At 40.6% G+C, this 13631-nt stretch carries 13 protein-coding genes; all 13 read left to right on the plus strand.

Annotation, left to right across the window (positions count from 1 at the left end):
- The first annotated feature begins 205 nt into the window (after positions 1 to 205).
- The 13 genes from yfmF to AC3ISB_RS08650 all read left to right on the plus strand — a co-directional run bounded on the left by yfmF (position 206) and on the right by AC3ISB_RS08650 (position 13575).
- On the plus strand, positions 206 to 1486 hold the full coding sequence (gene yfmF / locus AC3ISB_RS08590) for an EF-P 5-aminopentanol modification-associated protein YfmF (protein WP_144527123.1): 1281 nt from the start codon (positions 206 to 208) through the stop codon (positions 1484 to 1486).
- Positions 1486 to 2772, plus strand: coding sequence for an EF-P 5-aminopentanol modification-associated protein YfmH (gene yfmH / locus AC3ISB_RS08595; protein WP_098370970.1), 1287 nt, complete (start codon positions 1486 to 1488; stop codon positions 2770 to 2772). The genes yfmF and yfmH overlap by 1 nt, the downstream gene beginning before the upstream one ends.
- Before the next feature lie 18 nt (positions 2773 to 2790).
- On the plus strand, positions 2791 to 3516 hold the full coding sequence (gene ymfI / locus AC3ISB_RS08600) for an elongation factor P 5-aminopentanone reductase (protein ID WP_098370969.1): 726 nt from the start codon (positions 2791 to 2793) through the stop codon (positions 3514 to 3516).
- Positions 3517 to 3595: 79 nt separating this feature from the next.
- The gene (locus tag AC3ISB_RS08605; RefSeq protein WP_076366409.1) at positions 3596 to 3853 is read left to right on the plus strand and encodes a DUF3243 domain-containing protein; all 258 of its coding nucleotides are present in this window, start codon (positions 3596 to 3598) and stop codon (positions 3851 to 3853) included.
- Positions 3854 to 4096: 243 nt separating this feature from the next.
- Positions 4097 to 4888 (plus strand): DUF3388 domain-containing protein, encoded by a 792-nt coding sequence (locus AC3ISB_RS08610; RefSeq protein ID WP_034313530.1) that lies wholly within the window; start codon positions 4097 to 4099, stop codon positions 4886 to 4888.
- Between the two features lie 18 nt (positions 4889 to 4906).
- On the plus strand, positions 4907 to 5806 hold the full coding sequence (locus tag AC3ISB_RS08615; RefSeq protein ID WP_098370968.1) for a helix-turn-helix domain-containing protein: 900 nt from the start codon (positions 4907 to 4909) through the stop codon (positions 5804 to 5806).
- A 165-nt stretch (positions 5807 to 5971) separates the two neighbouring features.
- Positions 5972 to 6556, plus strand: coding sequence for a CDP-diacylglycerol--glycerol-3-phosphate 3-phosphatidyltransferase (gene pgsA, locus AC3ISB_RS08620; RefSeq protein WP_034313524.1), 585 nt, complete (start codon positions 5972 to 5974; stop codon positions 6554 to 6556).
- Positions 6557 to 6578: 22 nt separating this feature from the next.
- Complete coding sequence (locus tag AC3ISB_RS08625) at positions 6579 to 7811, plus strand: competence/damage-inducible protein A (protein WP_489276028.1); 1233 nt, start codon at positions 6579 to 6581, stop codon at positions 7809 to 7811.
- A gap of 349 nt (positions 7812 to 8160) precedes the next feature.
- Positions 8161 to 9207: a recombinase RecA gene (gene recA / locus AC3ISB_RS08630; RefSeq protein WP_098370967.1), complete on the plus strand. Its 1047-nt coding sequence runs from the start codon at positions 8161 to 8163 to the stop codon at positions 9205 to 9207.
- 353 nt (positions 9208 to 9560) lie between these two features.
- Positions 9561 to 11120, plus strand: coding sequence for a ribonuclease Y (gene rny / locus AC3ISB_RS08635; RefSeq protein WP_063231807.1), 1560 nt, complete (start codon positions 9561 to 9563; stop codon positions 11118 to 11120).
- Between the two features lie 152 nt (positions 11121 to 11272).
- Positions 11273 to 12070 (plus strand): TIGR00282 family metallophosphoesterase, encoded by a 798-nt coding sequence (locus AC3ISB_RS08640; RefSeq protein WP_141992143.1) that lies wholly within the window; start codon positions 11273 to 11275, stop codon positions 12068 to 12070.
- 174 nt (positions 12071 to 12244) lie between these two features.
- Positions 12245 to 12505, plus strand: a complete 261-nt coding sequence (spoVS, locus tag AC3ISB_RS08645) for a stage V sporulation protein SpoVS (RefSeq protein ID WP_029281188.1) — start codon at positions 12245 to 12247, stop codon at positions 12503 to 12505.
- 134 nt (positions 12506 to 12639) lie between these two features.
- Entirely contained in the window at positions 12640 to 13575 is a 936-nt protein-coding gene (locus AC3ISB_RS08650) for a dipeptidase (RefSeq protein ID WP_480339093.1), read from the plus strand.
- Positions 13576 to 13631: the final 56 nt, after the last annotated feature.

Consider the following 13631-nt stretch of genomic DNA (forward strand, 5'->3'; position numbering starts at 1 on the left):
CAAATTGTGCTGACCGGTTTTTCCTTATGTGAAAGCTTAAGATTGGGGCCGCAATTGATGGAGTCATTGTGAAAACCCAAAAAAAGTAGCTGTAACTTGCATGATTTTTCCTTTCACATGTATATTTTAAGTAGATGTTTAAAAGGGTTCCGATCTACAAACAATAAGCTAATAAAGGTGATTTATATAATGAGGAGGATTATTCATGTCAATTGCTTCCGATACTATTACGGAAAAAAGCGGCTACAAGCTTCATGTGGTCCGTACGGATAAATATAAAACGAATACTCTCGTACTGAAGATGAAAGCACCATTGACAAAAGAGGACGTTACATATCGTGCATTGCTGCCATATGTATTACAAAGCAATACAAGTAAATATCCTACAACTCCCGAGCTTCGATCTTATCTAGATGATTTGTATGGGGCAGGGTTTTATGTCGATGTAGCTAAAAAAGGAGAATATCAAATCATAAGTTTTACGATCGATATCGTTAATGAAAAATTCCTTAGTGATTCAACCCCGCTTCTCGAAAAGGCTTTTGGGCTATTATCAGAGGTGATCTTTAATCCGAAGAAGAACGGCGAAGCCTTTGACTCTAAAACGGTTTCCAATGAAATCCGTTCTTTAAAACAGCGGATTCAATCCATTTCCGATGACAAGATGCGATATTCAGCTACACGCCTTGTAGAGGAAATGTGCAAAAACGAACCATATGCTCTTGAAGCGAGCGGCAATCTTCAAGACTTGGAAACGATAACTCCAGAATCCCTTTACGCCCATTATAAAAAAGTGCTGACGGAGGATGAAATCGATTTATATGTAATCGGTGACATCGATGAATCGGAAGTGGAGGTTCTAGCTGACAAGTATGTGTCGTTGCAAGAACGAGTGCCTGTGGGACTGCCAAGGAAGCCAGGCAAGGTAGTGGAGAAGGAAAAAGAAATCATTGAAAATTCAGATGTGAAACAAGGTAAATTGAATATCGGTTATCGAACCCAAGTTGCATACGGTGATCCGGATTATTATGCTCTTCAGCTATTCAATGGGATTTTTGGTGGCTTTTCACATTCGAAACTTTTCATTAATGTCAGGGAGAAAGCCAGCCTTGCTTATTATGCAGCTTCAAGGCTCGAAAGTCATAAAGGACTTTTAATGGTCATGGCGGGCATTGAAAATGCCAACTACAAGCAGGCATTGGATATCATCCACGCACAAATGAAGGAAATGAAGCAAGGGAACTTTTCCGAAGAAGAACTGGCACAGACAAAGGCGGTCGTTAAGAACCAACTCCTTGAAACCATTGACGTTTCGAGAGGACTTGTGGAAATTTTATATCATAATGTGGTTTCCGGGCAGGATATATCACTCGACGATTGGTTTGCAAAAACAGAACGGACGACAAAGGAAGAAATCATTGCAGTCGCTCAAAAGATTCAGCTTGATACGATTTATTTCCTAACGGAAGCGGAGGTGCAAGGGTAATGGAAAAAATAGCATTCACTCAATTGAAAGAAGAACTTTTCCATGAAAAAATGGATAATGGTCTCGAAGTATATATTCTTCCGAAAAGTGGGTTCAATAAATCATTTGCGACTTTCACGACGAATTATGGTTCAATCGACAACCATTTCAAACCATTGAATGGAACGGAATTCTCTAAAGTACCTGATGGGATCGCCCATTTTCTTGAACATAAGCTATTTGAAAAGGAAGATGGTGATGTTTTTCAGCAATTTTCAAAGCAGGGAGCATCTGCAAATGCCTTTACTTCTTTCACCCGTACAGCATATTTATTTTCCAGCACGTCCGATTTCGATAGGAATCTAACCACCTTAATTGACTTTGTCCAGGATCCTTACTTTTCGGAAAAGACGGTAGAGAAGGAAAAAGGAATCATTGGGCAGGAAATCAATATGTATGATGATAATTCAGACTGGCGATTATATTTCGGGACGATAGCCAATATGTATCATCAACATCCAGTGAAAATCGATATTGCCGGTACTGTGGAATCCATTGCAGATATTACGAAGGATATGCTTTACGAATGTTATAATACGTTTTACCATCCTAGCAACATGCTCTTATTCGTTGTAGGACCGGTAGATGTCGAAAGCACCATGAAACTGATTCGGGATAATCAAAATAATAAAGGGTACAACGAACAACCTGCAGTGGAACGTAAATTTGACGAAGAGCCGGAAGTCGTTGCCAAGGATAAGGAAGTCTTAAGGATGAATGTCCAGACACCAAAAGTGATGCTGGGCATCAAGGCCATCAACGTGCACCAATCAGGATTACAGCTTTTGAAAAGGGAATTGGCGACCAATATTTATTTGGAAATGCTGTTTGGCAAGAGTTCACCTTTGCATGAGGAGCTATATGAGGAAGGGTTGATCGATCAAAGCTTTTCTTATGATTATACACAGGAACAAGGTTTTGGGTTTGCGTTAATTGGCGGGGACAGTGCCAAACCTGACGAGTTGACGGAGTCATTATTTGGTATCCTGCAAAAATCAAAAGCCGGAACCGGCCTGAATGAAGAAAGCCTGCAAAGGACAATCAAGAAAAAAATCGGTTCTTTCCTTCGTTCCCTGAATTCGCCGGAATATATAGCGAATCAATTCACCAGATATGCATTCAATGATATGAACTTGTTCGATGTTGTATCGGTATTGGAAAAACTAACGATCGAAGATATCAGGGAGGTCGCCAAGGACTTAATATCCGATCAACGGATGACTGTCTGCCAGGTACTTCCTAAATAATATAAAGGGGGCGGCAATGTGGGGAAACGTTTTGCCCTTATTACTGGAGCCAGCGGAGGAATCGGCAGGGAAATCGCTATAAAGCTTGCCGAGGAGAATTACTCACTTTATTTACATTATAACAGCAATGAAGAAGCGATACTTGAACTGATTGAAGAACTGAAGCCTCATCAAGTCGAACTTATTCCGGTTCAAGCGGATTTGGCTGCACCGGATGGATACAAGAAATTGGCGGAAAATATTTTTGCCCTCCATGCAATCGTCCTTAATAGTGGCAATAGCTATTATGGGCTTATATCGGACATGGATGAGACAATCGTTAATGAAATGGTCCAGCTGCATGTAACGAGCCCTTTCCAATTAACCAAGGAACTGCTTCCAAAGCTTATGTACCAAGAACAGGCTGCCATCGTTGCGGTCACATCGATTTGGGGGCAGACAGGTGCATCTTGTGAAGTATTATATTCTATGGTCAAGGGCAGTCAAAATGCTTTTATCAAGGCGCTTAGCAAAGAAGTATCGCTTAATGGAATCCGGGTAAATGCCGTTGCCCCCGGTGCGATTTCCACTTCCATGCTCGAATCATTCAGTGCAGAAGATCTGGAGATCATCAAAGGCGATATCCCGATGGGCAGGATGGGGCATTCCAAAGAAGTCGCCGAGGCCGTATATTATTTGCTTTCCGACAAGTCGTCTTATATAACCGGGCAAATCTTAGGCGTAAATGGCGGATGGTACACATGATTTTTTTTAGACATGTATAATTTTCTCGGTTCCTTCACAAAATATCTATGTACTATTTTGAAGGAAAGGGTGACCATTCATGTCTGTACTGGACAATTGGGATCAATGGAAAAATTTCTTAGGCGACAGATTAAATCAAGGTGAACAACAAGGTTTGTCAGAAGGTGCTGTTAACAACTTGGCTTTCGAAATCGGTGATTACCTGGCTAATCAGGTTGAGCCCCAGAATGATCAAGAGAAAGTGCTTGCTGATCTTTGGTCGGTCGCAAGCGATGAAGAAAAGCATGCCATGGCAAGTGTCATGGTCAAGTTAGTCGAGAACAATGCAACGAAGTAAAATATCAATCCAAAAGGCCCTGTTATTAATTAACAGGGCCTTTTGGATTGAAGTGGATGACTATTTATCCCCTTATATAAAAATGAATATTTTTCTAGGGTTTTTCCTTTTAACTTATCACGAAATGCTATATTATAGAAGCTAGACAATTAATATTAAAGTGTTCAGACCTTGAAAATTTACGATGGATAAGTTTTTTGCCCTTGAGTAGGGTAAAAACTTTTAGGCTTAAGGAGTGTTATCGTGGATAATAAAGAATGGTATTTTGAATATGAAATTCAAGTCAACCGTCCTGGTTTATTAGGGGATATTTCATCCCTTCTGGGTATGCTTTCCATTAATATCATCACCATCAACGGGGTCGATGAAGGCAGGCGTGGTTTACTTTTGTTGGCGAAAGACAGCCGTAATATAGAAAGATTCGAGTCAATCCTCCGTACGATGGATACGATTAAGGTCATTAAGCTTAGGGAACCTAAATTGCGTGATCGCCTCGCAGTCAGGCATGGACGTTATATTCAACGCGATGCCGATGAGAAAAACACCTTTAGGTTTGTTCGTGATGAACTAGGCTTGCTTGTCGATTTCCTGGCCGAGCTATTTAAACAAGAAGGTCATAAATTAATTGGGATACGAGGGATGCCTCGTGTCGGGAAAACTGAATCTATCGTAGCCTCGAGTGTATGTGCTAATAAGAGATGGTTGTTTGTGTCATCGACCCTTTTAAAGCAGACTATCCGCAGTCAGCTTATTGAGGATGAATATAATAATGATAATTTGTTCATTTTAGATGGAATTGTTTCCACTCGCCGTGCAAATGAGCGTCATTGGCAGTTGATCCGCGAAATAATGAGGCTTGATGCTGTCAAAGTAATCGAACATCCGGATGTTTTTGTCCAAAATACGGAGTATACCCTCGAAGACTTTGATTATATTATTGAATTGCGAAACAATCCTGAAGAAGAAATAACATATGAAGTTGTCGACCAAAAAGACCAGTTTTCAGGGTCCGATTTTGGTTCCTTTGACTTTTAAAAATGGCAGGTGTTTTATTTGACTGAGTTAGGTAATCGATTAAAGGAAGCTAGGGAAGCCAAAGGTCTTAGCTTAGAAGATTTGCAGGAATTAACAAAGATTCAAAAGCGTTACCTCATTGGCATTGAAGAGGGAAATTACAGTATGATGCCTGGAAAGTTTTATGTACGGGCATTCATAAAGCAATATTGTGAAGCGGTCGGACTGGATTCAGAAGAGATTTTCGAACAATATAAGAGTGAAATACCATCGGTCTATAGCGAGGAATTGCCAGAACAGCTTTCAAGGGTCCAATCCAGAAAAACGATACCGGCAGGGGATTCGAAGGTTGTAGAAATGTTACCGAAGATCTTGGCTGTCGTTTTAGTAATTGGTGCTGCCGTATTGATTTGGGTGCTGGTATCGAACTATATGAGTAACCCGGATAATGATGACAAAAAGAACGCTAAAGAGAATGAAGCCGTGGGCTACAATAAAAGTGATGGGTTTAACGAAGAAAAAGAGAATGCAGACCAAAAACAGAATGAAGAAAAATCGGATTCATCTGATGAGAAGAATGAAGATGATGCAGTTGTCAAAGATGAAAAGAAAGAGCAAAAACTTGCCGTCACCAGTTCCAGCGGTAAAAATAGTACGTATGAATTAAAAAATACCGATACCTTTAAATTAAAGGTGACCTCCAAAGGCTCACCATGGGTAGGCATTAAAAATGGTGAAGGTAAATTACTTTTCCAGGGCACTATCGACAAGGACAAAAGCCAGGTAATTGATTTCACCAATGAAAAAGAAGCTGTCATCAATATAGGCAGAGCATATGAAACTGAGATTTATGTGAATGATGAGAAGCTGGAGTATTCCATTTCACCGACTGAAGTGAATACGCAATTGGTTACGATACAATTTACGAAAGCCGAATAGTCATCTTTTAGATGACTATTTTTGCTCTATATAATAGTAAGGCGACGGGAAATGGTTTACCCGGCATATAAGATTGGATTTTGAGTTAAATTATACATATAAGCATTATTTCAGATCTAAGACGCATTGCCCAAATGGCAGGCGTAAATTTTGGAGGTAAAAGTTTTGAATCTGCCTAATAAGATTACAGTAGCAAGAATCTGTTTAATTCCAGTATTTTTAATCATCATGCTTGTTCCCTTTTCATGGGGAACGCTAACTTGGGGAGAATACAGTTTGCCAGTGGCGCACTTAGCTGGAGCCATCCTCTTTATTATCGCTTCCACTACGGATTGGATCGATGGCCATTTTGCCAGAAAATATAATATGATTACTGATTTAGGGAAATTTTTAGATCCATTGGCTGATAAACTTCTGGTTTCGGCTGCCTTAATCGTTTTGGTTGATCTAGATTTAATGTACGGTCAATCTTGGATTGCCATCGTGATCATAAGTCGCGAGTTTGCAGTCACCGGATTACGTTTGGTGTTAGCGGGTACAGGGGAAGTGGTAGCAGCGAACCAGCTTGGAAAAATTAAAACATGGGCACAAATTGTTTCTATTTCGGCTTTATTGCTGCATAACCTTCCATTTGCCCTCATTTCACTGCCTTTTGCTAATATCGCATTATGGATTGCATTAATCTTTACAATCTGGTCAGGTTTGGATTATTTTATAAAAAACAAAGAAGTATTTGTTAATTCAAAGTAAAACGAATGGTGGTTTTGAAAAGATGGATGCAGAAATCATTGCAGTGGGCTCAGAGCTTCTTTTAGGACAAATCAATAACACTAATGGAAGATTCTTATCGCAGCAGTTTGCGGAAATGGGGATCAACGTTTTTTACCATACTGTGGTCGGGGATAACGACCGCCGTTTACAACAAGCTATAGAAATCGCTGAATCAAGGGCGAACTTGATTGTCTTTACCGGTGGACTTGGTCCTACCAAAGATGATTTGACGAAAGAAACGATTGCTCGTCATATAGGGAAAAAGCTCGTTTTTAATGATGAAGCTTTGCAATCCATTGAAGCTTACTTCCAAAAACGGGAACGTCCGATGACGGAAAACAACAAAAAGCAGGCCCTTGTCTTAGAAGGCAGTGAAGTGTTGGCAAACGATCATGGGATGGCACCGGGAATGGTCTTGTCCAAATCTGGGATTACATATATGCTTCTACCTGGTCCGCCAAGTGAAATGGAGCCGATGTTTTTAAGTTATGGTTATGAAAAGATCATGAATAAATTGGAAAAGCATGAACGGATCGATTCCAAGGTTCTTCGGTTCTACGGTATAGGCGAAGCCGAACTGGAAACGGTGATTGAAGATCTCCTTGTCAATCAAACGAATCCGACAATTGCTCCACTGGCAGCCGAAGGGGAAGTGACGTTAAGGATCACCGCTAAAGACTCATCTAAAGAAAAATGCGAAGAGCTTATATTGAAAGCGGAAAAAGAAATTCTTAGCAGGGTCGGCAAGTTCCATTATGGAAGTGATAATACTTCGCTAATAAAGGAACTTGTAAAAGAATTAACGGTCCGCAAGCTTTCGATTGCGGCAGCTGAAAGCTTGACCGGAGGGATGTTCCAAGAACAGCTGACAACCATCCCGGGCGCCGGTAAAGTCTTCAAAGGCGGAATTGTCTGCTATACGAATGATGCGAAGTCTAATGTCCTCGGCGTCAGTGATGATACCATTTCCGAGTATGGGGTGGTCAGCGGTGAGTGTGCTATGGAAATGGCCTCTAATGTCCGGAGCAAGCTCGATGCGGATGTAGGCATAAGCTTTACGGGCGTTGCAGGGCCGGATGAACAAGAAGGCAAGCCTGTAGGTACAGTATTTATTGGCATTTCCTATCGGGATGGAAACACTCATTTCAAGGAGTTGAATCTTTCAGGCAGCAGGGCGCAAAACCGTATTCGGAGTGTGAAGTACGGCTGTCATTACCTATTAAGGGATTTATAAACGCTATAAGCAGAGCTTTTTACAGCTCTGCTTTTTATTTGGTTTTAGAAGTTTGTTTCTTGAAAAATAGGGAAAAAAAGAAAAAAGTTAATTCAATGAAAATGTTTTTTTGGGGGAGTAAGTGAAACGAAATGGAGATTTCCTTTAGATAAAACGCTTTTTTTATAAAGAATATCCCAGAAGAAAAAAACGAATGAATGTTCGACTTTTTGCTTGGCAAAATAGTAAAAAGAGTATATAGTAAAGATAGGTTTTGAGACAGGGTACAAACCTTGATCTCAAATAATTGCTAACGTAAGTACATCTTTAATCGGGCAGCCGATTATTTGAATATAGAGGAGGAAATTGAGTGAGTGATCGTCAAGCGGCTTTAGATATGGCGTTAAAACAAATTGAAAAACAATTTGGTAAAGGTTCTATTATGAAACTTGGGGAACAGACTGATCGTAGGATTTCAACGATTTCAAGCGGTTCTTTAGCATTGGACGTAGCATTGGGAGTGGGCGGATATCCAAGAGGCCGGGTCATTGAGATATATGGACCTGAAAGCTCGGGTAAAACGACTGTTGCATTACATGCTATTGCAGAGGTACAAAAGACTGGCGGCACGGCTGCATTCATTGATGCCGAGCATGCGTTAGATCCAGCATATTCAGAAAAACTTGGTGTGAATATCGATGAGTTACTGCTTTCACAGCCTGATACGGGTGAACAAGCCTTAGAAATCGCTGAAGCGTTAGTTCGAAGTGGAGCGGTGGATATCATTGTCATTGACTCGGTGGCAGCACTTGTTCCTAAAGCTGAAATCGAAGGCGAAATGGGAGATTCCCATATGGGTCTTCAAGCCCGGATGATGTCTCAGGCACTTAGAAAACTGTCTGGTTCCATTAATAAATCAAATACCATTGCCATTTTCATTAACCAAGTCCGTGAAAAAATCGGTGTTATGTTTGGAAATCCGGAAACGACTCCGGGAGGCCGGGCATTGAAGTTCTATTCAACTGTTCGTCTGGAAGTGCGCCGTGCGGAACAATTAAAACAAGGTAATGAAATCGTCGGTAATAAAACGAAAATCAAAGTTGTAAAAAACAAGGTTGCTCCACCATTCCGTCAAGCAGAAGTTGACATCATGTATGGTCAAGGGATTTCACAGGAAGGTGAAATCATCGATATGGGTGCAGATCTTGATATCGTCCTTAAAAGTGGCTCGTGGTATTCATACAATGAAGAGCGTGTCGGACAAGGTCGCGAAAATGCGAAGCTGTTCTTGAAAGAAAATCAGGATATCGCTCAGGAAATTTCTCAGAAAATCAGAGATCACTATAATCTCGATGGAGAGCATGAATTACCGCCAGAAGAAAATGAACCAGAAGAGCATTTTGAATTGCTTGATTAATGATATTTATAAAAGGCCTAAGCTTGTTCGCTTAGGCCTTTTATGTATATTTTGAGAAAAGTGCGAAATTTTCAGCGGATTAAAGGGCATTGAAATCAGATTTACAGACTTCTTCCATAATGAATGCTGTAGATTATGATGGTTGATATTAAGAAAACTTGAATAATCATTGATACATAAGGGACAAACGCTTGACAATAAAAATTCTCAACTATACAATTAATATGTATATTTTACAATTTTTCAAACTAAAATTTTGAAAATTAAGTGCTGTATATTGAATTTATGTGCAATGTACTTGCCGACAGTTCAACATTTTATGTAAAAAGTTCATAGCAAGGGGAGGTGAAACGATGGAACCCATGACAATCATCTTCACTTTGCTTGGCCTAATCGTCGGTGCAGTTGTTGGTTATTTTATTCACAAATCAAAATTTGAGAGTAAAATAGCAGGGGCAAAGGGCTCTGCAGAACACATCCTTGAGGATGCAAAACGTGAAGCGGAAGCACTTAAGAAAGAAGCCTTGTTGGAAGCAAAAGATGAAATTCATAAAGTTCGTGCCGATTCGGATCGGGAAGCCCGTGAAAGAAGGAACGAATTACAAAAACAAGAAAATCGGTTATTGCAAAGAGAAGAGAATCTGGACCGCAAGGATGAAACGTTAGACAAACGTGAGAGCCTTTTGGAGAAAAAAGAAGATTCTCTAAACCAAAGACAACAGCATATTGAAGAGATGGAAAGCAAAGTGGACGAGACGGTTCGTAAGCAGCAAACAGAGCTTGAACGTGTTTCCGGTTTAACTCGTGAAGAAGCTAAAGCAATCATTATCGACCGAATGGAAAACGAGCTGGCTCACGATGTAGCGCTTATGATTAAAGAAAGTGATACCCGTGCCAAAGAAGAAGCTGATAAAAAAGCAAAAGAAGTCCTTTCTCTTGCCATTCAGCGTTGTGCGGCTGATCATGTTGCAGAAACCACCGTTTCTGTAGTAAATCTTCCAAACGATGAAATGAAAGGACGGATAATCGGACGTGAAGGACGAAATATCCGGACGTTAGAAACGCTAACAGGTATTGACCTTATTATTGATGATACTCCTGAAGCTGTCATTTTATCCGGATTCGATCCAATTAGACGGGAAACGGCACGCTTGGCTCTTGAGAAACTTGTTCAGGACGGACGGATCCATCCGGCTCGCATTGAAGAAATGGTTGACAAAGCAAGACGTGAGGTAGATGAACATATTCGTGAAATTGGTGAACAAACAACTTTTGAAGTTGGAGTTCACGGTCTCCATCCAGATCTCATCAAAATACTAGGACGTTTGAAGTTCCGTACCAGTTATGGGCAAAACGTACTTAAACATTCAATTGAGGTGGCCCAGCTTTCAGGTTTACTGGCCGCTGAGCTTGGTGAGGATGAAGTTCTTGCCCGCCGTGCAGGTTTATTGCATGATATTGGGAAAGCGATTGATCATGAAGTGGAAGGCAGTCATGTTGAAATTGGCGTTGAATTAGCAACCAAATATAAAGAGCATCCAACTGTCATTAACAGCATCGCTTCACATCATGGCGATACGGAACCAACTTCCATCATATCAGTGCTTGTGGCTGCCGCTGATGCATTATCAGCTGCAAGACCGGGAGCTAGAAGTGAAACGCTTGAAAATTACATTAGAAGACTTGAAAAACTTGAGGAAATTTCCGAATCCTATGATGGAGTGGAAAAATCTTTTGCGATTCAAGCCGGACGAGAAGTGCGGATTCTAGTGAAACCAGAACAAATCGATGATCTTTCGGCACATCGACTCGCTCGTGATATCCGGAAAAGGATTGAAGAAGAGCTCGATTACCCAGGTCATATAAAAGTCACGGTCATCCGTGAAACAAGAGCAGTCGAATACGCCAAATAATTGTAAAGGAAAGACGAAGTGGTGCAAACCACTTCGTTTTTTCTATTTCCGATTTTAGTCGTTAAGCGTAATTCCTATAATTACCCCAAATTATGTTACAATACATACTTGAATAATTCATATTATTAGGTGAATCTAGAAAGGATTTTACAATGAAATTGCTATTTATTGGAGATGTAGTGGGGTCTCCTGGTCGTGACATGATCCAAGAATACCTTCCTAAGTTAAAAGAAAAGTATCGTCCGCATATCACGGTCATCAATGGCGAGAATGCAGCAAGTGGCCGGGGAATTACAGAAAAGATTTACCGAAGTTTTTTAGAGTGGGGAGCGCAGGCGGTGACCATGGGAAATCATACATGGGATAATCGTGATATTTTCAATTTTATTGATGAAGCGAAATATCTCGTCCGTCCAGCTAACTTTCCAGACGGGGCACCTGGAGAAGGAATGAAATTTTTAAAATTGAACCATCATGAAATAGCGATCATCAATTTGCAAGCGAGAACGTTCATGCCTGATTTGGATTGTCCGTTCAAAAAGGCGGAAGAACTCGTGGCGGAGGCTCGAAAAAAGACACCGATCATCTTTGTCGATTTTCATGGAGAAGCTACGAGTGAAAAGCAAGCTATGGGGTGGTTCCTGGATGGGAAGGTTACAGCCGTTGTCGGTACACACACACACGTCCAGACAGCCGATAACCGTATATTACCTGCAGGCACCGCTTACATATCAGATGTAGGCATGACAGGACCATATGATGGCATCCTAGGTATGGAAAGAGGGGCAGTCATCCAGCGGTTCCTAACTAGCCTTCCTGTTCGTTTCGAAGTGCCAAAAGAGGGTCGGACGCTATTGAGTGGGGTTCTCCTTGAAATTGATGATAAAACCGGCAAGGCAATAAAAATAGAAAGGATACTGATTAACGAAGATCATCCATTTTATCAATGATTCGAACGGATGGACAGTCAAACTGTCCATCCGTTTTTCCATTCAGTAATAAATGGTGGACAATCCCGGTTTTCTTTGTCATACAAGTTTTACTTGATGAATATAGTAGCAGTGGAAAGTGTTATAACTATTGAGCCAAGTTAGAATCGGCAGGGAAAACAAGGAGGACTAGGAATGGAAATATTAAAAGTTTCAGCAAAATCTAATCCTAATTCTGTAGCAGGCGCACTAGCGGGAGTGCTCAGGGAAAGAGGAGCAGCCGAAATTCAAGCAATCGGTGCAGGTGCGTTAAATCAAGCCGTCAAGGCAGTAGCAATCGCGAGAGGGTTTGTCGCACCTAGTGGAGTCGACTTGATTTGTATTCCTGCTTTTACAGATATACTTATTGATGGCGAAGAGAGAACGGCAATAAAACTAATCATTGAACCAAGATAATTTCATGTTTGGGTGCCCTGTTTGTCGGAAGGCGAGCAGGCTCTTTTTTGTCCTGAAATCCAAATGACGAAAAATCAATGTCCCTTTATAATGGAATATATAATCTTAAAAAAGATACAGGAAGGAGAATTACATTGGCGATTTTTGATGCACATTGTGATGTGCTGATGAAAATGTTCATCGATCCGGATATTTCTTTTACGAATAGTGATAAATTACATATAACAAAGCGGGGATTATTGGAAGAAGGGGGAAAGGTCCAATGTTTTGCAATATATATTCCTGAAAAAGTCCACCCTGATATGAGGTTTCAAGCCGCTTTGGCGATGGTGGATATTTTTCATGAAAAGATTTTATCAGAGCCGGAAATGAAATTTATAAAGACCAAGGCAGACATCGAATCTTTAAAAGAAAAGGAAATAGGTGCAATGCTAACTTTGGAAGGGTGCGATTGCATTGGGAATGATTTGTTGAAACTGAAAACACTTATTCATCTTGGAGTGTCCTCCGTAGGTCTAACTTGGAATTACGCTAACTTGGTAGCGGATGGGGCATTAGAAACAAGAGGGGGCGGCTTGACAGGGTTTGGAACAGAGGTGGTGGCCCTATTGAATGAGAAGTCAATTTGGTGTGATTTATCCCATTTATCTGAAGCTGGATTTTGGGACACCCTAAAGTTGGCGAAATTCCCAATTGCCTCTCATTCGAATGCTCATCATCTTTGTCCGCATCCACGAAATTTAAAGGACGGGCAGATTCAAGCCCTTTTGCAGAAAAATGGGGTGATCGGCGTAACCTTTGTCCCGCAATTTCTTTCAAATGGCGGTTCGGCTACGATAAAGGATATCTTGAAACATATAGAACATATATGCAGTTTGGGCGGGGAAAGACAAATTGGATTAGGGTCTGACTTTGATGGAATCGATCATATGGTGGAAAATTTAAAGTCATATAAGGATTATCATAACTTAATCAATGAACTGATCAGGCTTTATTCCAGTGAGTTTGTAAAAGGACTCCTTTTTGATAATTTCACTCGTAATTTTCCCCTTGAAAAGGTAATATCTTAAGTGATTTTCAATTCTTACTATATAGATATGAATAAATATTCTGAAAATATAAAAAA

This window comes from Peribacillus sp. GL_122 (assembly GCF_057835005.1).